This is a genomic window from Mucilaginibacter roseus, assembly GCF_021215455.1.
Lineage (GTDB): Bacteria > Bacteroidota > Bacteroidia > Sphingobacteriales > Sphingobacteriaceae > Mucilaginibacter > Mucilaginibacter roseus.
This window is the reverse complement of sequence record NZ_JAJPWV010000003.1, coordinates 222,179-247,223: the sequence shown is the minus strand read 5'-3', so window position 1 is coordinate 247,223 and position 25,045 is coordinate 222,179. Positions and strand designations below refer to the sequence as shown.

Annotated in this window: 27 protein-coding genes; 11 read left to right on the top strand and 16 right to left on the bottom strand. The window is 44.0% G+C overall.

The features are described from left to right. The first annotated feature begins 38 nt into the window (after positions 1-38). Entirely contained in the window at positions 39-326 is a 288-nt protein-coding gene (locus LT679_RS10185) for a GNAT family N-acetyltransferase (protein WP_232177406.1), read from the top strand. A 1-nt stretch (position 327) separates the two neighbouring features. Here the strand turns inward: LT679_RS10185 and LT679_RS10180 are convergent, their stop codons facing one another. The 8 genes from LT679_RS10180 to LT679_RS10145 form a co-directional block, all read right to left on the bottom strand. Continuing rightward, positions 328-2,817 carry an AsmA family protein gene (locus LT679_RS10180; RefSeq protein WP_232177405.1) on the bottom strand — a complete coding sequence of 830 codons (2,490 nt, stop codon included), beginning with the start codon at positions 2,815-2,817 and terminating at the stop codon, positions 328-330. A gap of 81 nt (positions 2,818-2,898) precedes the next feature. Further along, entirely contained in the window at positions 2,899-4,248 is a 1,350-nt protein-coding gene (locus LT679_RS10175; protein WP_232177404.1) for an alkaline phosphatase family protein, read from the bottom strand. Between the two features lie 12 nt (positions 4,249-4,260). Then, on the bottom strand, positions 4,261-5,466 hold the full coding sequence (eboE, locus tag LT679_RS10170) for a metabolite traffic protein EboE (protein ID WP_232177403.1): 1,206 nt from the start codon (positions 5,464-5,466) through the stop codon (positions 4,261-4,263). 13 nt (positions 5,467-5,479) lie between these two features. Beyond that, the gene (locus LT679_RS10165) at positions 5,480-6,640 is read right to left on the bottom strand and encodes a 3-dehydroquinate synthase (protein ID WP_232177402.1); all 1,161 of its coding nucleotides are present in this window, start codon (positions 6,638-6,640) and stop codon (positions 5,480-5,482) included. Between the two features lie 34 nt (positions 6,641-6,674). Continuing rightward, entirely contained in the window at positions 6,675-7,571 is an 897-nt protein-coding gene (gene eboC, locus LT679_RS10160) for a UbiA-like protein EboC (protein WP_232177401.1), read from the bottom strand. Positions 7,572-7,576: 5 nt separating this feature from the next. Continuing rightward, positions 7,577-8,557 carry a TatD family hydrolase gene (locus tag LT679_RS10155; protein WP_232177400.1) on the bottom strand — a complete coding sequence of 327 codons (981 nt, stop codon included), beginning with the start codon at positions 8,555-8,557 and terminating at the stop codon, positions 7,577-7,579. 24 nt (positions 8,558-8,581) lie between these two features. Continuing rightward, positions 8,582-9,307 carry an EboA domain-containing protein gene (locus tag LT679_RS10150; RefSeq protein WP_232177399.1) on the bottom strand — a complete coding sequence of 242 codons (726 nt, stop codon included), beginning with the start codon at positions 9,305-9,307 and terminating at the stop codon, positions 8,582-8,584. A 5-nt stretch (positions 9,308-9,312) separates the two neighbouring features. After that, the gene (locus LT679_RS10145) at positions 9,313-9,678 is read right to left on the bottom strand and encodes a transmembrane 220 family protein (RefSeq protein ID WP_232177398.1); all 366 of its coding nucleotides are present in this window, start codon (positions 9,676-9,678) and stop codon (positions 9,313-9,315) included. A gap of 127 nt (positions 9,679-9,805) precedes the next feature. Here LT679_RS10145 and bla point away from each other — a divergent pair, with 127 nt between their 5' ends. After that, positions 9,806-10,684 (top strand): subclass B3 metallo-beta-lactamase, encoded by an 879-nt coding sequence (bla, locus tag LT679_RS10140; protein ID WP_232177397.1) that lies wholly within the window; start codon positions 9,806-9,808, stop codon positions 10,682-10,684. 5 nt (positions 10,685-10,689) lie between these two features. On the opposite strand, the gene LT679_RS10135 is transcribed toward bla, so the two are convergent. Then, entirely contained in the window at positions 10,690-11,067 is a 378-nt protein-coding gene (locus LT679_RS10135; protein ID WP_232177396.1) for a winged helix-turn-helix transcriptional regulator, read from the bottom strand. 80 nt (positions 11,068-11,147) lie between these two features. Between LT679_RS10135 and LT679_RS10130 the strand changes: the two genes are divergently transcribed. Beyond that, on the top strand, positions 11,148-11,780 hold the full coding sequence (locus tag LT679_RS10130) for an NAD(P)H-dependent oxidoreductase (protein ID WP_232177387.1): 633 nt from the start codon (positions 11,148-11,150) through the stop codon (positions 11,778-11,780). Between the two features lie 72 nt (positions 11,781-11,852). Here the strand turns inward: LT679_RS10130 and LT679_RS10125 are convergent, their stop codons facing one another. The 7 genes from LT679_RS10125 to metK form a co-directional block, all read right to left on the bottom strand. Next, the gene (locus LT679_RS10125; protein WP_232177385.1) at positions 11,853-12,383 is read right to left on the bottom strand and encodes an OmpA family protein; all 531 of its coding nucleotides are present in this window, start codon (positions 12,381-12,383) and stop codon (positions 11,853-11,855) included. A gap of 95 nt (positions 12,384-12,478) precedes the next feature. Continuing rightward, complete coding sequence (locus LT679_RS10120) at positions 12,479-13,483, bottom strand: PorP/SprF family type IX secretion system membrane protein (RefSeq protein ID WP_262909273.1); 1,005 nt, start codon at positions 13,481-13,483, stop codon at positions 12,479-12,481. 85 nt (positions 13,484-13,568) lie between these two features. Continuing rightward, a complete protein-coding gene (locus LT679_RS10115) occupies positions 13,569-14,129 on the bottom strand; it encodes an NUDIX domain-containing protein (RefSeq protein WP_232177382.1) in 561 nt (186 codons plus the stop codon). Positions 14,130-14,190: 61 nt separating this feature from the next. After that, complete coding sequence (locus LT679_RS10110) at positions 14,191-14,493, bottom strand: DUF3817 domain-containing protein (protein WP_232177380.1); 303 nt, start codon at positions 14,491-14,493, stop codon at positions 14,191-14,193. A gap of 6 nt (positions 14,494-14,499) precedes the next feature. Further along, positions 14,500-14,964: a hypothetical protein gene (locus LT679_RS10105; protein ID WP_232177378.1), complete on the bottom strand. Its 465-nt coding sequence runs from the start codon at positions 14,962-14,964 to the stop codon at positions 14,500-14,502. A 67-nt stretch (positions 14,965-15,031) separates the two neighbouring features. Further along, the gene (locus tag LT679_RS10100) at positions 15,032-15,928 is read right to left on the bottom strand and encodes an AraC family transcriptional regulator (protein ID WP_232177377.1); all 897 of its coding nucleotides are present in this window, start codon (positions 15,926-15,928) and stop codon (positions 15,032-15,034) included. Positions 15,929-16,004: 76 nt separating this feature from the next. Beyond that, on the bottom strand, positions 16,005-17,255 hold the full coding sequence (gene metK, locus LT679_RS10095) for a methionine adenosyltransferase (protein WP_232177375.1): 1,251 nt from the start codon (positions 17,253-17,255) through the stop codon (positions 16,005-16,007). A 210-nt stretch (positions 17,256-17,465) separates the two neighbouring features. Here metK and LT679_RS10090 point away from each other — a divergent pair, with 210 nt between their 5' ends. The 8 genes from LT679_RS10090 to LT679_RS10055 all read left to right on the top strand — a co-directional run bounded on the left by LT679_RS10090 (position 17,466) and on the right by LT679_RS10055 (position 25,010). Beyond that, entirely contained in the window at positions 17,466-18,413 is a 948-nt protein-coding gene (locus LT679_RS10090) for a diacylglycerol/lipid kinase family protein (RefSeq protein ID WP_232177373.1), read from the top strand. A 49-nt stretch (positions 18,414-18,462) separates the two neighbouring features. After that, positions 18,463-18,804 carry a translation initiation factor gene (locus LT679_RS10085; RefSeq protein WP_232177371.1) on the top strand — a complete coding sequence of 114 codons (342 nt, stop codon included), beginning with the start codon at positions 18,463-18,465 and terminating at the stop codon, positions 18,802-18,804. A gap of 431 nt (positions 18,805-19,235) precedes the next feature. Then, entirely contained in the window at positions 19,236-20,063 is an 828-nt protein-coding gene (locus LT679_RS10080) for a MotA/TolQ/ExbB proton channel family protein (RefSeq protein ID WP_232177369.1), read from the top strand. Positions 20,064-20,154: 91 nt separating this feature from the next. Continuing rightward, on the top strand, positions 20,155-20,769 hold the full coding sequence (locus LT679_RS10075) for an ExbD/TolR family protein (protein ID WP_232177368.1): 615 nt from the start codon (positions 20,155-20,157) through the stop codon (positions 20,767-20,769). A gap of 5 nt (positions 20,770-20,774) precedes the next feature. Continuing rightward, the gene (locus LT679_RS10070) at positions 20,775-21,308 is read left to right on the top strand and encodes an ExbD/TolR family protein (RefSeq protein ID WP_232177366.1); all 534 of its coding nucleotides are present in this window, start codon (positions 20,775-20,777) and stop codon (positions 21,306-21,308) included. Between the two features lie 37 nt (positions 21,309-21,345). After that, positions 21,346-22,173 (top strand): energy transducer TonB, encoded by an 828-nt coding sequence (locus LT679_RS10065; protein WP_232177364.1) that lies wholly within the window; start codon positions 21,346-21,348, stop codon positions 22,171-22,173. A 224-nt stretch (positions 22,174-22,397) separates the two neighbouring features. Further along, a complete protein-coding gene (locus tag LT679_RS10060; RefSeq protein ID WP_232177362.1) occupies positions 22,398-23,324 on the top strand; it encodes a PstS family phosphate ABC transporter substrate-binding protein in 927 nt (308 codons plus the stop codon). A gap of 15 nt (positions 23,325-23,339) precedes the next feature. Beyond that, the gene (locus LT679_RS10055; RefSeq protein ID WP_232177360.1) at positions 23,340-25,010 is read left to right on the top strand and encodes a tetratricopeptide repeat protein; all 1,671 of its coding nucleotides are present in this window, start codon (positions 23,340-23,342) and stop codon (positions 25,008-25,010) included. Positions 25,011-25,045: the final 35 nt, after the last annotated feature.

Sequence of the window (25,045 nt, the reverse complement as noted above, 5' to 3'; positions counted from 1 at the left end):
ATTGTATTCTTACATTTGATTATACCAACACATCTGCCATGTCATCATACACCGAAATTGAACTCATCAATAACGAACCTATCCATAACTTTGAACTGCATGTTGAAGGCCACCGTGCTTTTGTTGACTATTTGAAAAAGAAAGATAAATACTACCTCATACATACCGAGGTTCCGGAGGAACTGGAAGGCAAAGGTGTAGCGTCAGCAATGGTTGAAAAGGTATTTCAATACATCGAGCAGCACAATAGCAAAGTTGTACCGTTATGCGTTTACATACAAAGCTTTTTAAAGCGGCATCCGGAGTGGAATAGGGTAATAGCCTGATCTATTTGGCTTCTTTTTCTTTGCTATCCTCGTCGTCTTTGTCTTTATCTTTTTTGCGGTTCTTGTTCAGTTTGATCTTGATCTTGCCATCATCACCGTCTGCTGCCAATAAATGCAGCACAATGCCCTTCATGCGTTTTTTTCGACGCTCTTCAGGATCGGTTATCTTGTAATCATCCTTAGGGTTACGTAAGGGCACATCAATAGCAATGTTGGTTCCTGTACCCAGAGAATATACGCCGGCTAAGTCAATATTCAGTACGCTTGAACTGATTTGCATCGGCCTGATATTGATTTTTTCACCACGCAGATCAAACGTACCATTCAACTGCTGAAAGGTGATATTGTCCAGATCACGAAACGGGAAGGCAAACTTGCCCACACTTTTTATGGGATCGAAAGATTTTAAAGCACCCTTTTTCAGGTCGAATGACAAAGTTCCAAATACGGAGCGTGGTACCAGGCTGCCTTCATTAGTTATACGTCCTTTAACACTTGCATTCGAGTTTAGGTAACCGGTCAGGTTCTTGCTTGTAAGGCTGCTTAGGCCAAAGTTATCAAACGCGTAAAAGAACGTGCTGATGTTTACATTGCCTACTTTGGTTTTAATATCAAAGGTATTTGATTTGCCATCAGGCACCACACGGCCGCTAATGTTAAGCGAACCACCTGCGTGTTTAAGGCTGATACTGTTTATATTCACGCCGTTGTCAGTAAGCTCCGCACTCGCGATAGCATCCGTAGCCAGGAATTTTTTGTAGTAAACCTTTTCAACCAGCATGTGCAGTTCTGCGGTTGCCTTTTCAAATACGTCATTAAGCTGCTCGGCCAGGTTGCCGTTGTTGGTGCGCTTTTTTTGCACTTTACGCACGTAGCTTTTTTTGTTGAGAAAGCCTAAAAACTCTCCGAGGTATAATTGCGGACTGCGAACATACCATGTCAATACCATTTTCTCCGGGTCTTTATAATAAAGATTGAGAAAATTTTTCACCCGGCCATCCATATTCACTACGCTTCGGCCGCTTTGCAATCTGATGTTCTTAAACAACAAATCATTATCCGTAAAGTATAAAGATAATGACGAATTTTTGAGGTTCAATCCGCGCGGTACATACGTCATATCCGCGTTTTTTATGTTGATAGCTCCACGGAATACCGGCTTGTTCAATTGGTAATCTACAATATCAGCTTTATAGTGCAGGTTCAAATCCGCAACGCCGTTAGTAAACCGCAGCGGGTCGCCTTCAAAAACATTGTTCAGCTTAGCCACATCAAATTTTGAACGGAAGGCACCGGTAGCTATCGGCTTATCCAAATTTACAATGGTAACGGTATCCATGGTAAAAGGCATCTCCTTGTAATTACCGGTAAAATTATAAAGCCCGATTGCCGAGTTTTCGTCACCCAGTTCTTGCCCTTTTGCGTAGCCATTGGTAAACAAGCCATTAAAACTGCAATTTTCCATTACGCCGCCAGGAGTTTTTAAGGTTGTGTTGGCAACCTTACAGCGCACGTTAATTGCCGGATCGCCGCCGCCGCCAAAATCACCGACCAGCGATGTGGTTACAGCTAACGGTTTTGATATGCTGAACATGTTAAGCTTAGCCGCTATATTAGGTGCAAGCAAGTCTGCTGCATGCTTCCAAAGCAGCTCATCAACTTTAATATTGATGGTGAATTTAACCGGATCCTTGGCAGTTTCAAACTTTGCACCGATGATAAAAGGATCTTCGCCAATATTTAATTTGTTGGGGGCCACGGTTATTACACCATCCTTTTCAGTGTACTGAATATCGAACGGTCCGCGCAATTGTTTGTCCTTAATAAAGCTACCACGCTTGGTGTTAAAAGCAAGGCTTTTCACTTTGGTGTCCAGGTTTATTTTAGCCTTCCAGCCCTCGCTTGGGTAGTCAACTTTTCCCTTGAGGGAATTAATGTAAAAGCTAAAAAGTTTATTGGCCTTTTGATTATCCAGCGCAAAGGCAACCTTATTCAGATCGATCCGTTTGATGATTGCAGCTGCACCTTCATCATCGTCCTTTTCTTTTTCAGCATCCTCTGGTTTGGGTTTGCCTTTTTTGAATACGGCGGTATTGCTGTAGCCTGTGCTATCGGTAAAAAAGTCGATTGAGGCGTTGTTTATGCTGATTTTCTGAATATTAACGCTGCCGCCAATTAAGGATAATGCGTTTACCGCCACTTCAACATCACCGGCACGTAGCAAAGTATGCTTATGCTTTGCCCATTGATTATCCTTTAGAGAAACGTTTTTTAACGACACCGCCACGTTCGGAAAGGCTGAGAAAAAGGTGGGGTCGAGCTCGCCGATCACCAGCTTTCCGTCGATGCTTTTGTTAACGGTTTGGGTAATAAGCGTTAAAACCTTTTGCTTGTTAAAGGTGATATAAAGGGTTGCGGCAATAAATAAAAGCAGTATAAGCGCAATTATTCCGCCTACCACTTTCAGCGTGATTTTAAACCATTTAGGCATATATTCAGATGATTAGAAAATATTACATCTTGTAGATGCAAAAGGTATTCCAATCAGCCGGCCTACACAATTCAGGAATGCTTACTGCTTCAGGTGCTGCCAGATAATATCAAAAACATCGGGCGCGTTGATGGTTCCGGTTACGGCGTTATCAGTTATCAGCACCGGCTTATACTCATCAGCAATATTAACCCTGCCATGCGAACCTTTGATCAGTGTGGCATCCAACGGAATCACATCCATTACATAACGGAAGCCTGCTTTTTTGCGTAGTAACTTATAACCGGCTCGGGCTTTTGAGGTCATGAACATTTCAACCGGATCATAACCCGGTTTTTTGTGAATGTCAACTACACGGGCATAGTCGGGCGCTACGGCATCATCCAGCCAAAAATAATAGGTGAACCAGCTATCCTTATCGGCCATAACAACCAGGTCACCGGCGCGTTCGTGGTTAATGTGATATTTGGCCTGTTCCTCACGGTCAAGCACCAGTTCAACGCCTTTAACGGATTTAACGAGGCTTTTTACTTTTTCAGTAACCGATGGATCATTGATATAAATATGGGCTATCTGATGATCGGCCACGGCAAACGCTTTTGATGCGCCTGCGTCCAGTAACTCTAACCCACGCTCAATACGTATACCCAGCAGATCGTGCTGGCGCAGCAGGCGGTTCAAGTGTATCGGGTTATTTACAGGGGCGATGCCGTATTCAGATAACAGGATTGTCTTAGCGCCTTTTTGCTCGTAAAAAGTGACCAGGTCTTTTACAACGTCATCTATCTCCTTTAATTCAGTGGCGATTTTAGTGGTATCCGGGCCAAACTTTTGTAAACAGTAATCTAAATGTGGCAGGTAGATCAGCGTTAGGGTAGGGTTATGCAGGTCATCTGTATGCATGGATGCATCGGCTATCCACCGGGTTGATTTAATATTAGCGCCCGGTCCCCAAAATTGAAACAGCGGGAATTGCCCGAATTTTTCCTGCAACACATCGCGCAACTCTGCCGGGTGCGAATAACAATCAGGCATCTTGCGCCCATCCGCCAGATAATTAGGGCGGGGCGTTACCGAATAATCAGCGGTTGAATACATATTGTACCACCAAAACATCATGGAGGCGGTGAATGATGGATCTTCCTTTTTGGCTTTATCCCATATTTTTTCACCGTTAACCAGTTTGTTCGATTGCTTCCAGAATTTTACTTCGCTGTCCACACGGTCGTACCAGCCATTGCCTACAATGCCATTATCTGTTGGCCATTTGCCGGTTAGGTAAGCTGATTGTACCGACGTAGTAACCGCCGGTAAAAGCGGCTCAATGGTAGTAAGGTTTTTTTTAGCGATGTATTGTTTCAGGAAAGGGGTATGCTCAGCAATAACCGAGGTTGAAAGGCCAACAATATCAATAACAACCGTTTTATTCATAGGTGCGATGTATTAAATGCTTAGTTTGTTTTTTACCCATACCAGTTCGCGACTGATGGACTGCGCCATAGGCACCTTTAACGCTGTTGGCAGTACGCCCCAGGTATAAGTTTCGGCTTCGAGGTGATTGGTGAAGGGCTTGTTCTTCCAGATATCCAGCACCTCGCTGATGTCGCTCTGGGTTGATTGCAGCAGGCCAAAATCTTCTAAGAATATGGGGACATGAAAATGTGCGCGCCATTCGGCAGCGTCATCTTTTAGCAGCAGGGCATCGGTCAGGTCAGGGTAGCGGGCAAGCTGCCCGTCATGCAACCGGGCAATTACCTGGTGCAGATAGGTTGGTTCATCAAATTTGGCGAACTCATCCAATATGGCTTGCTTATTATCCGGCTCGCCGGTAAATGTCGCTTTAAGCGCCGCGCTGATCTGTATTTTTCCCGTAGCGATGCCTTTTGCCTCCAATTCATCTATCACAGCCTGATGCGGCTCATAACCGATGGCGAAGTGACAGACATCATAACATAGTGTAATGTGGCGCTTTATCAGGGCTTTGGCTTCATGAGCTAACAGGTTGTGCTTTTCTGCAAAATGGCTAATGCCATGCGGCAATAACACCTGCTCGTACCAATCAATAAATTCACGACCAGTTTCCAGGATGCCATCCGGCTCAGGCTCAATATCAAGGTGCAGTAAAATGCCGGTTTGCTCATAAATATTGTTTAACTCCTCGGCTACCAGTAAAATTTTTTTTGTAGCGACGAGTTTAGCATCTTCCAGTTCAACGCCGGTATCAAACCAATGCTTGTAGCTTAATGGCGAGGTGGATATGCCTCCTTCCAAACCTTCCGGTATTAATGCGGTAAGGATGTGAAACAAACGCAGGGTATATGCGAGCCTGTTGCTGGTTGTCCAGTCGGGCGCGTGCACCTGGTCTTTTACCACCGTATCATGAAAACCGCCGTACGGAAAGCCGTTCATGGTAAACACATAAGCATCGTTATCAAACAGCCACTGTTTAAATTGCTGTAGGTTGTCGCCCATCAGTATTTCCAAACTTGCCTGGTTTGACAGACGGAGGCCGATACCCATCGGCTCATGTGGCGCTAATTGTGCCTTAACCTCCGGAAAGTTTTGTTTCAAGGAGGCGAAATGATCGGCCCAGCTTTCGCCCGGATGTATGTTGGTGCAGTAGGTTAAATGCGCGTTGTTGATCTGCATAGGTAGATAACGTTTATTGCAACTGATGTTGCTGAGTATCGGTTAAAATATGGCCGGCTTGTTCAAGCAAGTTGGCATCCATTTCATGTACCTCCTGCCCCTGGCCTATAGCGGTAAGCAGCATAATGGTAAGCTGTCCGCCCAGGTGTTCCCTGAACTCCTCGAGGCCGTTAAGTATCGGGCTGTCGCCCTCGTTTACCTGCAACAGCGGGTGGGTAACCTCAAAACCTAAATTAAGCAGCAATTGAATTACCCTTTGGCTTTCAGCCGATGATAAGCGGCCCGACAGGTTAGAATATACTGTATCTAACGCTATGCCCATGGCAACGGCCTCGCCATGCCTTACCTCAAAGTTGCTCAGGTACTCCAGTTTGTGCGCGCTCCAGTGGCCGAAATCCAGCGGACGGGACGAACCGCTTTCAAACGGATCGGCACCGGCAATATGCTCCATGTGCAGCTTGGCACAACGCCATATCAGTTGGTTCATTACGGTCATGTCGCGCTCAACCAGGGCTTGCGCGTTAGCCTCTATCCAGTTAAAGAAATCGGCGTCCTTTATAAGCGCTACCTTAATGGCTTCGGATATGCCCGAACGCCAGTCGCGATCGCTAAGCGTGGTCAAAAACTGTTCGTCGTTAAATACCGCTACCGGCGGTACGAAGGTGCCTAAGAAGTTTTTTTTATTGAAGTAGTTGATACCATTTTTTACACCGATGCCTGAGTCGTTTTGCGAGAGCACCGTTGTTGGTATGCGGATGTGCTTAATGCCCCGGTGCGATACAGCTGCGGCATAACCCACCATATCCAGCACCGAACCTCCGCCAATGGCCGCGATGTACGAGTGGCGGTCGATGCCGTAGGTGTTTACCGCCTCAACAACCTGGTCAAAATACCTGGTGTCATTTTTTACTTGCTCCCCGCCGGGAATGATCAGGATATGATCAACCAGCTTTACAGTATTATTACTGGCAAAGTAAGCCTTGATGTTTGCTGTTAATTGGGGATGCGACTCGGCTACACCCTCGTCAATTACAAAAAATATCTTACGCTGTACGGCAGTGTTTGCCTGCGACAAAAAATCGTTGAAAATGCTGTTGCCTGCTTCGAAAAGACCGGCAGTGAAAAATACTTTATATTCAAATTTTACAGTGAACGACTGTTGTAAATGCTCCATTAAAGCTCCAAATCAAAAACGTTTAAACAATAAATCAGGTGACGGCGAATGTTTTTGCCAGCCACATGGATAATGGTAACAGGCAGGCTATCAATAAAGCTACAAAAAATGTGCTGAATGTTGCCGCCCATGCCGCATCCATCAATATAAGTGATATTACCCCGGCCTTAACCGCCGCGCCTATATTTTTACCAACCGGTTGCTGAATAGCCTTTAATAGCGGACGGAAAATCATAAATATGAATGGTATCAAAAACACAGCAGTTAGCAATAATGTACCGTTACGATAACCAAAGTAGGCGATTATGCCCGCTACAATACCGTACAATCCCGAAGCGATATACAGGTTGCCCTTGCTGCCACCATGCACCTCACCACGACTGATCATGGTAATGCAGAATATGTAGATGATGGGCACCACGGCCAGCATATACCAATGCTGCAAAACATCAGGCAATATGCTGATGCCTAAAAGCAGGTTCAAACCTCGACATAAGCCCATATTAAGCGGCCCAAAAAACGGATGATGCTTGCTGAGCTTGTTATAAAGCAATGCGAAAAACGCAATAGCTACGGCTAACATACCCGAAAGGCTTCCGCAAGCAAAGGCAGCTAAAATACCCGCAATAAGCAATATACTGCCTAAAGTAGCCGCAGATGCTTTGCTGATGATACCGCTGGGTATAGCACGCTCGGGGCGTTCAATTTTATCAAGTTCGGCATCAAAAACATCGTTAAATACGATGCCGCCGCCATACAGGCAGGCGGTTGAAAAGCATAATAGCAGGGTGATTGATAAATATCCCTGCATCATAAATGCGCCCGAATCGGCAAAAATACCGGTGATGGCTATGCCCGCCAGCACATCAGCTACCGAGGTAACAATGTTGGCAGGGCGCATCATGCGCAGGTAACTGATGGTTTTACTCAAAACAATTAACTGATAATGATGGACGATTTATCTACCCTTGGCTGCTGGCCGCCACGTAAAATGCTGTTGCCTTCAAACTTGGCGCTTTGGTCAATGTTCACGCCAAAGTCGGCCTCATCAATTTGTCCGCTTTGGGCAAAGGCGGTAATGGCGTTGCGGTAGGTTACCAGTTCAATATCTTCGGCGCTGATGCCGTTAAGTTTCATTAAGGCGGCGGTTTTTGGTACAGCTAACGGGTCGCTGATGCCCCAATCGGCGGCAGAATTAATCATGATGCGTTCTGAACCGTATTGCTTTACTACTTCAACCATGCGCTGGTTACCCATTTTAGTAAAGGGATAGATGGTAAATGCGGCCCAAAAACCACGGTCAAGTACCTCTTTTACGGTTTCCTCATTATTATGGTCGATAATGACGGAATATGGATCAAGGCCATGCTCAAGCGCGATATCCATACTGCGCTGAGTGCCATGTTTTTTATCTCGGTGCGGGGTGTGTACCTGCACGGGCAAACCGGCTTCCTTAGCCAGATTCAGTTGCAGGCGGTAATATTTGTCTTCGGCTGCGGTTTGGTCGTCAAATCCTATTTCGCCAACGCCAACCACGCCGTCTTTATAAACAAACAGCGGCAGTATTTCCATTACCTGCTCGGCAAGGGCTTCGTTATTAGCCTCGCGTGAGTTAAGGCCAATGGTGCAATAATGCTTAATACCAAATTGCGACGAACGGAAACGTTCCCAGCCAATTAAACTGCTATAATAATCGCGAAAGCTATCAATGCCGGTACGTGGCTGGCCCAGCCAAAAGGCAGGTTCAATCAGGGCTACCACACCGGCATCAGCCATAGCCTGGTAATCATCCGTGGTGCGCGATGTCATGTGCACATGCGGGTCAAAAAATTTCATGCCTTTAACGGCGCTTATATCAAATGCCTCGGGCTTTTGGCCCGGTAGCGGTTTATCTTCAAATGAATGGCTGCAGCACATATCGTTCTGTTATAATTGGGGTTATTAAATGGTACTATATTGTTGTTTAACGGCGTTTACAATACCGGCATCAGTAAACGGTGATGCCAGATGCCAAAGTTCCGGCACTACGGTACGGCCTGCCGCGCCGCGTTCGCGGGCAAAATCCATCAGTATGCGGGCAAGCTCCTGGTTGTTACGGTGGTTGAGGCCTGTAATTAAATCAAGGCGCTTCTCCGTAAAAATGGCTTTCATAATTAGCTGGTTCCAGGCAGCTTCGGGCAAATATTCGGCCGGGTAAGGGTTGTTGTACATAATGGCTTCCAATACGCTGCCAATATTGCTGCGTATGCCCTCGGCACAACGTTTTACCAAAAAGTCAGGATAAGCCAACACCGGTAATGCTGAATATAATGCCACTAATTCGTTCATTTCAGCGGCTAAAAATAAGTTTTCAACAACGTCAAGATAGCGCTCCCCGTCACTTGCATCTGCTGATAGCAAGAGATATACGCGGCAAAGACGGTCTGCCGTCCAGCCGTCAATATTGAAGCCTTTGCGGATAGCGTCGAGTTCCTGTGCCTGTGCAGGCGTAATGCTGATCTCTGCCTTGCCCGTTTTACGCGGCATCATGGCAAATGCAGCGTTGAATGCCGCTCTGCTTTTTATATCGCCCTGTCGGCTTAGCCAAGCCCATGCATCAGCGGTAATATTATTTTGAATAATGGCAGCTATTGTTTGCTGTAATGCCGCTTTATCGTACCCAAACATTTCCTTTAAACAGCTAAAAAGTTAATTAATAAAGCCCCGGTAATAATCAATAGTCCAAAAAACTCACGTGTTTTTTCAATGTAAGGCTTTTCGGCCTGCATACTTTCAACCAGGCTTGGTTTATTGTATTTGCTTATCCAGTCGCGCACGCCGTCTTTCTGAAAAAACAGTAATGCCGCGTACACCAGGTAAAACGCGATAAGCAATAAATATATAGTAGGGTAAAACATACCCGCGGCGGCAAAACCACAGCAAGCGGCTGCGCTAAGGTAAATTGGTACCCACAGATACCAATCGATATCATCAAAGTTCAGATAAGCAAAGCCAATAAAGGCAATGCAGAATATAATATTCAATATAATTAAAAACATAATTCAGGGAACCGATAAAGTTTAAGTCAACGCAGTGTTATCGATCGCAATAAAGCTAAATTAAAGAATATTAAGTTTTCGGAATGTAATTATTCATAAATGTTACAAGGGCTTGTATCTTTGAGGTATGCAACGCTACCTATTTAAATTCATCCTGCTAACATTGTTTTTTGCGGTAACTTTTGCCGCGGCTAACGCACAAAAAGTTGTTGAACCTACAGATGTGCCGGCAGAGTGGTCAAAACCATACCAGCCCTTCCGGATAGCCGGTAATTTATATTACGTAGGTACTTACGATTTGGCAAGTTACCTGATCGTTACGCCTAAAGGTAACATCCTGATCAACACCGGACTGGCAAATTCTGCCGGTATCATTAAACAAAACGTCGCTAAACTCGGCTTTAAATTTAAGGATATCAAGATATTACTCACAACTCAGGCGCATTACGACCATATGGGTGCTATGGCTGCTATTAAAAAGCAAACGGGCGCCAAAATGCTGGTTGATGAAGCCGACGCGCAGGTAGTGGCCGATGGCGGCAGTTCTGATTATGCTCTGGGTAATGGCGTCATGTCCTACGCGCCGGTTAAGGTTGACCGTGTGTTGCACGATAAGGACAGTATTGTCCTAGGTGGTACTAAGTTAACTATGCTGCATCACCCGGGGCATACCAAGGGCTCGTGCAGTTATTTGTTTGATGTAAAGGATGCGGTGCGTACATACCACGTGCTGATTGCCAATATGCCAAGCATTGTTATTGAAAAGGCTTTTGACGAGGTTACCGCTTATCCCGAAATCGAGAAGGATTATGCTTACACTTTTGACGCTATGAAAAAGCTGACTTTTGATATATGGTTATCATCACACGCCAGCCAGTTTGATTTGCAAAAAAAGCATAAGCCGGGCAATACCTATAACCCCGAAGCATTTATTGACCGTAAAGGTTATGATGAGGCACTTGCCAACCTGGAGAAAGAGTTTGTAGAGAAACGTACGAAAAAATAGTTTCGTTATTCCTGGTTTTTCAGTATATGCTCGCGGTGCCTTTCGCCCCATAAGGCCAGTTGGGCTAAAACATCTCTAAAGCTCAGGCCATAATCGGTCAGTTGATATTCAACCACTAAAGGCTGGGTGTTGATTACGTTACGTGTAACCAGTTTATTCAATTCCATCTCTTTCAACTGCCTGCTCAGCATTTTGCCGGATATACCGTCTACCTCGCGCAATATATCTGAGTAGCGCATAGGGCTGTCGCATAACACAGCCAGGATGTGAATTTTCCATTTACCCTCGAGCAAATCCATTGCGTCTTTAATAGCCAACAGCTTTTTATTGCACTGCGATTTAGTTAACGGCTGCTTACCTTGTGGTGACTTGGTTACTTCCATGTTACTGTGAATTATGGTTACCTTGTGACAAAAGTAAACAAATAATGCCTCACATTTGTCATTATAAAAACGTAATTATAATGAGCTTGATAGAGGATCTGAACTGGCGCTATGCCACCAAAAAAATGAACGGAGCTGTTGTTCCGCAAGATAAACTTGATTATATATTAGAGGCTGCCCGTTTGGCCCCATCGTCATCGGGTTTGCAGCCATACAGAATTATTGTAGTGTCTGACAAAGAAGTGCTGGAAAAGATCAAAGCCATCGCTTTTGATCAAAGCCAGATTGTTGATTGTTCGCACCTGCTGGTTTTCGCTGCATGGGATGGTTATACCTATGAAAAAATTGGTGAGGTGTTTAAACGTACAACACAAGAGCGTGGACTACCGGACGATGCCATGAGCGCTTACCATGACAGGCTATGGAGCATGTACGAGCCACTTGGCCAGCAATGGCATTTTAATCATGCAGCAAAACAGGCATACATCGCCCTTGGTACAGCGGTAGCCGCTGCTGCTGAGCAACGTGTAGACGCAACCCCGATGGAAGGCTTTATTCCCGAAAAGCTTGATGAAATTTTAGGCCTGGCTGAAAAAGGCTTAAAGAGTGCCGCCATATTACCGCTGGGTTACCGCGATGAAGCTAACGACTGGCTGGTTAACCAAAAAAAGGTACGAACCCCTAAGGAAGAATTTATTATCGAGGTGAAATAATTGTGACACTCTCAAAAATAAAAGGAGCGCTTACGTAAGTAAGCGCTCCTTTTTTGTATACGATGTATGGCTTTATTGTTTTTTGATCTCAACGCGGCGGTTTAGCGCGCGGCTGGCCTCATCAGTATTGCTTGATATAGGTTTGCTTTCTCCGTAACCTTTTACGGTAAGCCTGTCGGCACTGATGCCGCTGTTGGTAAGGTAAGTTTTTACCGAGTTAGCACGCTCTACGGAAAGATCCATATTGTGTTTTTCAGAACCTTCGGCAGATGAATGTCCGTCCAGCATGAATTTTACTGAGTCGTCTTTTTTCATTTCAGCTACCGCTTTATCAAGCAGCGCGTATGAATCGGTTTTCAATATGCCTGAGTTAAACTCGAACTGAATATTGCTAAAGTTGTAGTTGGGCGCTGCCGGTGGTGGCGGCGGAGCAGGTGTTTCCTCTTTAACCGGTGGCGGTGGCGGCGGCGTAGCCGGGGTTTCTGCCGGTGGTTTTGGCGGCGGCGGAGGTGCTACAACGGCTTTCTTTGATTTACAGGCTGGCATTGCTGCTACCGAAGCGGCAATAAGCAACATGCTGCCATATTGTTTTAGTGACTTCATTTTTCAAAAAAATAGTTAATGTTGAAAACGGGTTTTACACGGCTTTTATTGCCGTGGCCGAAGTTAAACGTTTTGCGCTAAGTATGTATAAACCGCTAAAAACTTCTTTGCGGGCACTTTACACGGTAGGTATTGTTAAGCAAAATACCGATTACAATTTCGTGCGAGCCGCGGCTGACGGTGTTCAGGTTTGAAGTAGTTATATCGTACGAATAACCGACGTTAATAAGTGAGCTCAGGTTAAACCCGGCCAATATGCCAAACGAGTCGTTTCTGCGATATGAGCCGCCTATCCAAAAATCATCCCGAAAGGCAAGCTTCATATTTACATCATAAGTTGTCGGTGCAGGATCAATAACTTTTACCAGGAAGGATGGCATTAGCGTAAGGTCATCGGTCATATAAAGTTTCAATCCACCTGTAAGTAAAAAATGCGGTACACTTTTGCTTTGGTTGTAATTAGTGGAGAATATACTTTGCGATAATACCTGTTGTACCGAAATACCTGTATAATAGTTAGGGCCGTACAATAGCGCGCCTACGGTAACATCGGGGCTCCACTTGCTGTTATTGCCGTTATTAAGTGCCGGGTCAATCGGGTTTTCAACAGTTATGGCTGATGTATTGATGGCATACTGGCTAACGCCTGTCGTTAAACCAACCGCAAGATTTGAAGTAGGCGACAAGCCCAGGTGATAGGCATAACTGCCTGCTATAGTGTTTTGAGATATAAGGCCGGCCTTATCCGTAATAACCTGCAAACCCACGCCATGGTGCGGTTCGGCGGCCATGTAAGTACGAAGGTATGAGCGCTCGTTTGGGTTGCCGCTTCCGGCACCGCCATTTAAAAAGTTTTCGCCAATAGGCGCATTTATAGTAAGATAAGTGGTTTTCGGCGCGCCTTCAAGGCCCGTCCACTGGCTACGGTGCCCGAGCTTAAGGTCGATATAATTTTCAATACCTGCAAAGGCAGGATTAACAAGGTAGTTGTTGAACGGGTATTGCGTATATTGTGGTTTTTGCTGCGCCTGCAGGTTTACCGTTGCAATAAGCAAAATGCAGGTTAATAGCCGAAATAAGTGTTTTGATAAAGCCGACAAGCAGTTTAAATGAAAATTGGTAAATAAAAGGTGTCGTCCAATTTAACAATTTATACTTGATGCGTGCAAATAATACAATAGTTTATTACAAAGCACCTTCAAACATCAGTAACTTAACCTTTAACACGGCCGACACCGTCATGCTGTCGGTTATCTCGCCCCGGCAAACCATTTTGTAAACATCCTCAAAAGGTAGCTTTTTAATCACCAGTTGTTCGGTTTCTTCAGGCTCGGGTTCAAATTGTTCAAGGTTTCGGGCCAGGTAAATAATGGCCAGTTCATCGCTAACGGAATTGGAAAGGTGCATGCGCTGTATCTCGGTCCACTCGGCAGCCTTTAATCCTGTTTCTTCCAAAAGCTCGCGTTTTGCCGAGTCGAGCGGATCAATACCGATAGAGCCGCCACCCTCGGGCATTTCCCAACTGTATTGCTCCAGCGGAAAGCGGTATTGGCCCACCAGGTAGGTATTGCCTTCAGCATCAAGCGGCAAAACACCTATGGCCAGGTTTTTAAAACTTACTTTACCATAAATGCCCGGGTTACCGGCCGGGTTAAGTACTTTATATTCGGTAATATTAATCCAGGGATTGTCGTATTTTTCGTGCTCCCCGGTTATTGTCCAGGGGTTTAGGGTAGGGTTTGCCATCAGGGTAAATATACGCCATTATACGCTTAGCCCGGCAATGAGTATCAATGTTAGCTATAATTTAATACCGGCTCAATATCTTTTTATCTACATAAAAGGTACCGAAAGGTATTATACAGGCTAATAAAACCTTCCAGGTAGTTTCGCTGAATTTCCAGCGCAGCTCAATGCCCGCGCTTATGGTGTTTACTACAAAAAGTAAAAACAATACGCCATGCACGGGGCCAACCGCCTTTACCCATGAAGCATCTCCCAATATATACTTAACAGGCATTGCAACAAATACCAGTATGATTAATGATACACCTTCGAGCAAGGCAAGTAACCGTAAACGGCCAATATTTGTATTTAATTGTTTAAGCATAATATGTCAAAAGGTGCTTAAAAGCGGCCTTTGCGCCAATGGCGAAAACGGCCAGGGTATGCTGATTAGTATAATAATCAAACCTATAATGAACCATAAGGCCATGGTTTTAAATTTTTGCTTATCTGTTGTACACCGCTTAGCAACGGATGAGCCGATGGTGATCAAAATAACGGCCATCGTCATCATACCAATGTGTATCATACCAAAAAATAAATAGGGCAACTGTTTTACCGCTTCGTGATAATGCTGCCTGAAGTAAAGCACAAACGGACTATTAAAATATAGTACGAAACCAATAGCCAGCTGAATATGCGCAATAGTGGCCGTAATATGGCGTGCTTTATCATCCGCACTGGTGTAGGCACGCCCGGTAAGCCAACCGCGCATGGCGTTAACTATGGCACATAGCAATGATGCCAAAACCAACCAGCGGGTAACAGAATGCAGAAAGATCAAAACAGCGTACATAAATAAAATTTACGTCAGCAAATCTCGAGTTTGTTTTATTACACTTATAGGATGCATCAGGCCATTATCAGCACTTATCAATCGCGCGGTAAGCCGAGGGGGTGATGCCTTCATACCTCTTAAACAAGCGGGTAAAATAGGATGGATCATCCAGTCCTACAGCATGTGCTATTTCGCTTATTGTAAAATCAGTTTGTACCAGCAACACCCTTGCCTCGCAAATAAGGGCTTCGTCTATCCATACCGATGGTGATTTTTGAGTTGCCTTGCGGATGATCTTGTTAAGATGGTTTGGCGTAATGTTGAGCATCCCGGCATAGTCGGCAACCAGTTTACTTGTTCGGAAATTTTCAAAAACCAGCTCTTTGAATTTGTTAACGATCGTGTTTGATTGTGCATTGCCCTTAGGTAGTAAAGGTACATAAGCCCTGTTTATCTCGGTAAGTAAGCTTAGCAGGTAGGGTTGCAAAACGTCGACGTTAGCGAGCTTGTTTTGGCTGAATTCGATAATGAGGCGCTTAAACACTTCTCTTATATAACCGCTTGTTTCAGCGTCAGGCATAATCAGCGGATTGCCCCATATCTTCAAAAACTCGAAGCTGTGGAGCAATTCAGCGCTGCCGAATTTCGCGGTAATCAATCCGTTACTAAAGTTACAGATGTATCCCTTATTTATATCTCCGGGCGCAAAAGAGAACACCTGCCCGGCTGCCACTACCAGCATTTGGTTGGGGCCGATGGTGTAATTGGTACTACCTACACCCATACGTGCTTCTCCTTCGGTAATATATAATATAGAGTGCGATGTTGCCCGTATTGCAGGCACCGGGCGCGCAAGGTGTTGATACATATCCTCAACGGGCAATACAAAAAAGTCGCCTGCGAGGGCTTTCATTTCGTCCACAGGCATGAAGCGCGAGGTGAAAGCCAACGGGTCATATGTTTTTATATCTGTTGATGCCATACAAGCGAAGGTATCAAACAAAAATAGCGGCGGGTATCACCCGCCGCTATCGCTATAAAATATTATTACCGGTAAATTACAGTCCGAAGGCTGATTTTACCGCGTCAACATGGTCAAGTTTCTCCCAGGTAAACAGTTCAACCTCTTTAGTTACCGAGTTGCCGTCATGGCTAATAAAGGTTTTGCTAATGGTTTTACTCTCTTTACCAAAGTGGCCGTAAGCTGCAGTTTCGCTATATATCGGGTTGCGCAATTTAAAGCGGGTTTCAATTGCATAAGGGCGCATGTCAAAAATAGCTTCAACTTTTTTGGCGATCTCGCTATCGTTCAGGCCTACTTTGCTGGTTCCGTAAGTGTTTACGTAAATACCCATAGGTTGCGCGACGCCGATAGCGTATGATACCTGCACCAACACCTCGCTGCAAACACCGGCAGCTACAAGGTTTTTGGCAATGTGGCGGGTAGCGTAAGCCGCAGAGCGGTCAACCTTTGATGGATCTTTGCCCGAAAATGCGCCACCACCGTGCGCGCCTTTACCACCGTAAGTATCAACAATAATTTTACGGCCGGTTAAGCCTGTATCGCCATGCGGACCGCCGATAACGAACTTACCAGTCGGGTTAATATGGAATTTAATGCCATCATTAAACAGATGAGCATATTTAGGATACTTAGCCTTAACACGCGGGATCAATATACCAATGATATCTTCACGTATTTTGGCCAGCATCGCTTCCTCGCTGTCAAAGTCATCGTGCTGGGTTGATATTACTATCGAGTCAATACGGATAGGCTGGTTGTCATCGCTGTACTCCAGCGTAACCTGCGATTTTGCATCAGGCCTTAAATATTTAATTTCATTGTTCTCGCGACGAATAGCCGCAAGCTCAATTAATAAAGCATGGGCCAGGTCAAGCGCTAAAGGCATGTAGTTGTCGGTTTCACTGGTAGCGTAGCCAAACATCATACCCTGGTCGCCCGCGCCCTGGTCTTCTTTATTCTGGCGCTCTACACCCTGGTTAATGTCAGGTGATTGCTCGTGAATGGCTGAGAATACACCGCATGAGTTACCATCAAACATGTATTCGCCTTTGGTATAGCCAATCTGGTTAATTACGTCACGTGCTATTTTTTGTACATCGAGGTAAGCTTTTGATTTAACCTCACCGGCTAAAACAACCTGGCCGGTGGTTACCAGCGTTTCGCACGCAACCTTTGATTCGGTGTCAAAAGCCAGAAACTGGTCGATCAACGCGTCTGAAATCTGGTCGGCTACTTTGTCCGGATGTCCTTCTGATACGGATTCTGAAGTGAATAAGTATGGCATAAAAATCTTTAATTAAAATATGTATAACCAGAAAGAGGGGGTGATGAACGGAAACCCGGTAAAAAAAGGAGCAAACTTTAGCACTTTATTTACGTGGTTGCAATTAGCTGCCGCGGGCAGCTTAAATCAGTCCACTTTCGGGCGGCTAAAATAAAACAATTTTTACAAAGCCGAAAATAACTTACTTTTGACGCGCTTAAATACAGGTGATTGAAAAAGAAAGTTTTATTTATTGTAAACCCGGTTTCGGGCGGTAAAAGTAAGGAAGGGGTGCCGAAACTGATAGGCAATTATCTGGATACAGCACAATTTGATGCCACATTTAATTTTAGCGAAGGCGTAACCCACGCCCGCGAGCTGGCTAAACAGGCTATCGGCAATTACAACATGGTTGTGGCTGTAGGTGGCGATGGCACGGTTAACGAGGTGGCGTCTGCAATAGTAAATAGTGATATTGCGTTAGGAATTATTCCCTTCGGATCGGGCAATGGCCTGGCCCGTTTTTTAGGTATACCTATGAATGTACAGGGGGCGGTTGAAACCTTCAACAAAACAAGGGTAGAAACCATTGACTCGGCTTTGTTTAACGGACAGCCATTTTTTAATATGGCAGGTTTGGGGTTTGATGCCCATATCAGTAACGTGTTCTCGCAAGGTAAAAATGCCAAAAAGCGTGGATTTTATAGTTATTTTAAATCATCGGTACAGGAAATACTAAATTATAAATCGCAGTCATACCACATCGCCATTGATGGTAAGGAGTATGATCGCGAAGCGTTTATGCTGAGTTTTGCCAATTCATCGCAGTTTGGCAACAATGCGCATGTGTCGCCAAAGGCATCCGTACAGGATGGTATGCTGGATGTTTGCGTGGTAAAACCATTCCCGCTGTATAAGTTTCCGGAAATGGCATTGCGCATGTTCAACAAAACGGCCGACAAATCTTCTTACGTTGAAATAATCCGAGGCAAACACATAGAGGTGAGCCGAAAAAGCGAAGGCCCCGCGCACCTGGACGGCGAGCCGCAAATAATTGGCACAAGCGTCGAAATATATATTATACCACGGTCGTTAAATGTAGTAGTTGGTGAGGGTTTTGAGCGAGGCGAGGATACCAAAAACACATGGCGCAGTTTAGTGGCCAGCGATAATGACTAACCGGTAGGCCGGATATTATTCGGCTATTATTAATATTAACCTTACATATATGTCCAGGAAGAACCAAAAATATACCGGGGTTGTATATTCTACTGATCCGGGTTTTCAATACAGCGACGAAGACAATAACGTTCAGGAAACGTTAGCTCCGCAACATCAAAATCTAAAAATACATCTCGATCGTAAAGGCGGCGGCAAATTAGTTACCCGAATAGCAGGTTTTACAGGGCTTAATGATGATTTGGAAGTATTAGGCAAAAAACTCAAAACCAAATGCGGCGTTGGCGGCTCGGCTAAGGACGGTGAAATATTAATACAAGGCGACTTCAGAGACAAGGTGCTTGACATTTTAATTGCCGACGGGTACAAAGCAAAAAAGGCAGGCGGCTAACCGTTTTATGCCATCGATTGCAATTTTGTTAAAAAAAGATATTATTTGTTTTTATAGCGCCGGTAGGTGAAGCTATAATTAATTTCTTAGTTAATATACTAATTATCAATTGTAAACGTATATAAATATTACTTGCAACCGGGTAAAACGCCCAAAATCTATCAGTTTAGTTACATACTTTTTGTAGGATAATTTTTGCTATTATTGAAAAAAATAATTTTCATTGTAAAAAATTATAGTTGTAACAAACAATATTTGGTGTTGCAAGCGTTATTACATTCCGCCGTTGTTTTATGGGGGAATGTTAAATTATTATTAAGAATAGCTGATTTTGATTTTTTTCCGTTGTGAAAATTTTAATTTTGTTATTCGCTTAGTAAGCATATTAAACATAAAAAATAAACATAAACTAAAAACTAAATTTTACTGTAATGGCTAACGTACCATCAAAACCAAGTACTCCTGTTAAAAAAGAAAGCTCAAGCTCAGCGGGCATTTTCGCAACACTGGCAATTCCATTGTGCATTGTTGTTGCTATCTGTATATTTATTTTTATTCTGGGTGATGGCAGTCACTACAAAGGTGGTAACCCTGATAACGATCCGGTAGATATCTACGGTACCGTTCACAAAGGTGGTCCAATCGTACCTGTTATCATCAGCTTCCTTTTGATGGTTATTGTGTTCTCTATTGAGCGTTTCATCGTAATCGGTAAAGCTTCTGGTTCAGGTAGCGTAGATGCTTTCGTTCGTAAAGTACAAGGTTACCTTAACGCTGGCAACATTGAGGCTGCAAGCGCAGAGTGCGACAAACAAAAAGGTTCAGTAGCTAACGTTATCAAATCTGGTCTGAAAAAATACCGTGAAGTTGAGCACGACGCTGCTATGGATAGCGAACAAAAAGCTTTAGCAATCCAAAAAGATATTGAAGAAGCTACGGCCCTTGAAATGCCAATGCTTGAGCAAAACCTTACCATCATTGCTACCCTGGTATCAATTGGTACACTGGTAGGTCTGTTAGGTACGGTTGTTGGTATGATCGGTGCATTCGCTGAGCTTGCATCATCAGGTGCTCCAAACCAGTCAGCGTTATCAACTCACATTTCTGAGGCCTTGATCAATACAGCTTTAGGTATCAGTACTTCAGCTCTTTCGATCATCATGTACAACGTATTTACCTCTAAAATTGACAAGTTGACTTACGCTATTGACGAAACTGGTTTCAGCATCGTTCAAACGTTCGCTTCATCACACAAATAATAAATATTTAGCGCTTAGTTTCGGCTGGCCTCAGCCGGCCGGAATGTTTAATAAAATAACAACAAGCCTTAATATTTAATAGATTAAAATTATGCCAAGAGTAAAAGTTGCACGAAAAAGTACATCGATAGACATGACCGCAATGTGTGATGTGGCGTTTCTATTGCTTACCTTTTTCATATTGACCGCGAAGCCTCGTATTGAGGATCCCGTTCCCGTGGATGTTCCGGGTTCAGTTAAGGACATAAAGCTACCCGAAGAGAATATAGCGGTTATCACCGTAGGTGAAAAAAAGGCTTTCTTTAGTGTAGAAGGTAATGATATACGCAAAGCGGTTTTAGAGCAAATGGGTGGGTTGTATAACATTCAGTTTACCCCTCAGGAAATGGAGAAATTTGCCACATTGCCTGTTTTTGGCGTGCCAATTCAATCACTAAAGCAGTTTTTAGCTTTAGATGTTGAGCAAAGGCAACGTTACCCGCAGCCGGGCATTCCGCGCGATTCAGTAAGCGATGAGCTTTTTAACTGGATCAGGGAATCACGTAAAGCGGTAAAAGCATTGCACAACCAGGAAATGCGTGTATCTATCAAAGGCGACAGTAAAGAAGAGTATCCTACAATTAAGGATGTTATTGCCATACTGCAACGCCAAAAAGTTAATAAGTTTAGTTTAATTACATCCCTCAGAGGAGAATCAAAAGATTAAGATAGATGGCAGAATTAGATACCTCCGGCGGGGGTGGGAAAAAAGGCGGGAAGGTAAGAAGTAAAAAGCAATCAACACGCGTTGACTTAACCGCGATGGTGGATTTGGCTTTCCTTCTGATCACCTTCTTCATCATGACTACCACCCTGTCAAAACCAAAGGCGATGGACGTTGCCATGCCGGATAAAGATGAAAAGCAGGATAACCAGCTTGACGTTGCTGCATCACGTACCATGACTTTGCTTTTAGGTAAAGACAATAAATTGATTTGGTACATTGGTGAGCCCGGAAAAACGCCTCCTGAAGTTGAAGGCTACGGTAAAAAAGGCCTGCGCCAAACCCTGCTTGACAAGAGCAAGGAAGTGCAGGAAAAAACCGGCAAGTTTATGTTCGTGATTATTAAGCCAAGCGATAAATCAGTTTACAAAAACATGGTTGACGCGCTTGACGAGATTGCAATCACCAATATACAATCTTATGGTTTTGCCGAAATTTTACCTATAGAAGTAAAACTGCTGCAAGAACAGGGTTTATATTAATTAACTGTTTAATACATTAAAAGTAAAGCCTAAAATAATGTTAGGATCAAAATTAGATATATTAAAACAGGAATGGATTGATGTAGTATTCAGCGATCGTAACAAAGCATACGGCGCCTATGAATTAAGAAAGTCTAACTCCAAACGCACGGGGCAGGCATTGTTAATAGGTGTTACAGTATTTGTGCTTGTTGTATCAATGCCTACTATTATCAATAAGATAAAGGGTTTCATTCCGAAAGCGCCGGAGAAGGTTAAAATAACCGACGTGGTGCTTACCCCTCCACCACCGGTGGATCAAACTAAAAAACCACCTCCGCCGGCACCAGAACCGCCGAAACCGAAGGTTGACCAGGTTAAATTCCCGCCTCCGGTGGTAAAACCTGACGATCAGGTAGTGGAAAAAGATCCGCCAACTGTTAAGGAACTTGAGGTGGCTGACCCTGGTCAAAAAGACCAAAAAGGTGACCCGAACGCCGAAATACGTATTGACGAGCCGGTAGGTAACTCAGACGTTAAGCAGGTAATCGAAAGTGACCCTAATGAGATATTTACTGCGGTTGAAACACAACCGGCATTCCCGGGTGGTTTAGCTGCTTTCGGTAACTATCTTAGTAAAAACATCCGTTATCCGGCCGTTGCCCGTGAAAACAACGTTCAAGGCCGAGTGTTCGTGCAATTCGTTGTGGAAAGAGACGGATCTTTAACTGATATTACAGTATTGCGCGGTATTGGTAGCGGTTGCGATGAGGAAGCCGTACGTGTATTGAAAAAATCACCGAAATGGAGCCCTGGTATCCAGAATGGCCGTCCGGTACGTGTACAATACACTGTTCCAATTGCGTTTAACTTAGCAAGCGAATAATTGCACATAAATGTTATTTAATTCAAATTCAAAGCAAAAATCGCCCAAAAGGCGATTTTTGCTTATTTTAGGGGTTGTTACGTTCATAAGCGTTACTGCGCTTGGGCTAATGATCATGTTTTGGGATGCCATGAACCTGCCCTTAGCTGATTGGCAGCGTTATTTATGTGGCGCCTTTTTTATTTTTTATGGGATACTCAGGTTTTCACGCTTATTAAAAAAGGATGATAACGAAAGTTAATTTTAGGCTTGCCTGGTTGTTATTTTCAACGTTGGTGATTTCAGCCTGTGGCGGCTCCGGTACAGATAAGGCCGCTAAACCACTTGATGGATTTGCCGAAGGAGATATCAAAGTGTTGGCAGATGAATCATTTGAGCCTATAGTTGCGGAAGAGCAGGTTGTGTTTGAAAGTTTGTTTAGCAAAGCCAAACTGGATATACACTACATGTCAGAAAATGAATTGCTCAACCTTTTTCTCAACGATAGTATAAGCGTGGCAATCATGTCGCGCGAGCTTACACCAGCGGAAAAGAAGATATTTGATGAGCGTAAGTTACCGCCGGAGGTTAACAAGTTTGCGGTTGATGCCGTTGCGCTGATTGTAAATAAAAAATCATCTGATACACTCATCACTGTGTCGGAAATAAAAAAAATGTTGAACGGCAACACTAAAACTGACCAAAACATCGTTTTTGATAATCCGAACTCCAGTATAGTAAGGTACCTTAAAGACTTATCGGGTAATAAGGATCTAAAACAAAAGAATATTTATGCCCTCAAATCAAACAAAGACGTTATTAAATATGTAAGTGAACATGAGGGGGCAATAGGTATAGTTGGTTTCAGCTGGCTTAATGACCCTGACGACGATTACGCTCCGTATGTACGAAAAGTACAAATTATGGGCGTAAGGGACGAAGCAAACAAAAAGTACCCTAACGATTACTTTAAACCATCACAAACTTCGCTTGTCTTAAAACAGTACCCATTAAGCCGAGGGCTGTATATTTTAAACAGTACCGGCAGGGTAGGATTGGGCACGGGATTTGCATCATTTTTGGCAAGCGAACGAGGACAGCGTATAATACTGAAATCGGGCTTATTGCCTGATTCAATCCCCCGCAGGGAAATAAACATAAAGAAAGAGTAAATTAAAATTAATTAGATGAAAGAGATCAGTAAAATTGCCACCGCAGCATTGCCACTGATGCTTATGGGTTCATCAGTTTTTTCGCAAAGTTTAGACGACGCCAAAAAAGCTATTGACGCCGAGCAGTATCAGAAAGCAAAATCAATGCTTAAAAACCTTACTCAAACTCAGGCCGATAAGGATGAGAACTATTTTTATTTGGGTTGGGTGTATATATTACAGGATTATCCAGACTCAGCTAAGGCCGTGTTTACACAAGGTATAGCTAAAAACCCTAAATCAGCGTTAAACTATGCCGGTTTGGGTGCTGTAGCCCGTTTAGAGAAAAACTCGGCAGGTGCTACCACTAATTTTAATCAGGCTGTTAGCCTGGCCGGTAAAAGCAGCACTCCGTATTTATACGTAGGTGAAGCTTATTTACTTGACCCCGCAGATGCAAAAGCCGCTGCTGATGTATTAGCAAAAGGTAAAGCCGTTAATCCTAAGGATGCCGCTTTGTTGGTTGAGTTAGGTAATGCAAACCGTTTGCTGGTGAAAAGCAGCGAAGCCCTAACAGCTTACCAGGAAGCGTTGACTGTTGATCCAAAATCAGCAGCTGCTACTGTAGCTAAAGGTGTGCTTTGGAGATATGCTAACAACTTTGAGCAATCAGAGGCTGAATACAAGGCAGCTTTAGCTATCAACCCTAACTATGGCCCTGCTTACCGCGAGTGGGCGGAGACCGATCTTCGCTGGGCGTTTAACGATCCGAAGATGGCATCAGCTAAGGTTAAAGAAGGTGTTGAGAATTATAAAAAATATCTGAGCCTGACTGACCGTTCGGTTGAATCGCGTATGCGTTATGCTGACTTTTTGTTAGCTGCCGGTGATTACCCTGCATTGCAGGCTGAGGTTGCCGAGCTTGAAAAGGTGGCCGGAGCAAACAACCTGAAGATATACCGTTATAAAGCGTATGCCGCATATGAGAATAAGGATTACCCAGCCGCATTAGCAGGTATGAAAAAATTCATGGCTGAAGCTGGTGAGAAACGTATTATCCCTCGCGATTATTTGTACCTGGGCCGTATTCAAATTGCTTCAGGTGATGACTCAACCGGTATCAATAACCTTAAAAAGGCGATAGAATTAGATACTACGCAAGCCGAACTTTATGCGGAGATCGCTAAAACACTTTACCAAAAGAAGAAATACGTTGAAGCCGGTGATGCATACAACGAGTTTACAAAAAAAGGTGGTCGTGCTGTTAAATTAACCGATTACTTTTACGAAGGTTTAAGCTATTACTTTGGGTATGATGCTAAAAAAGGTAACGAAGAGGTGTTAACTAAAGCTGACAGCGCATTTAGCTATATCATCCAAAAAACAGCCACACAGCCGTTTCCTGACGCTTTCCTTTACCGCGCACGTGTAAACGAAATGAAAGAGAAAGACCGTAACAACATAGTAGGTTACGCAAAACCTTTCTACGAAAAGTACATTGAGGTTGTAACTGCTAAAGGCGCCCCGGACGATAAGAGCAAAAAAGGCTTAAGCGAAGCTTATGTTTACTTAGGTAATTATGCTGCTTATAAAGAAAAGGATAACGCTAAAGCCACCGAAAACTTTACTAAAGCAAGAGAGCTTGATCCTACCAACAAATCGGTATTGGCATTCTTCTCTAAAAAAGGCGGAGCAACAGGTAAATAAACTATGCTCTGGTTATAAAACTTTAAAGGCCTCAT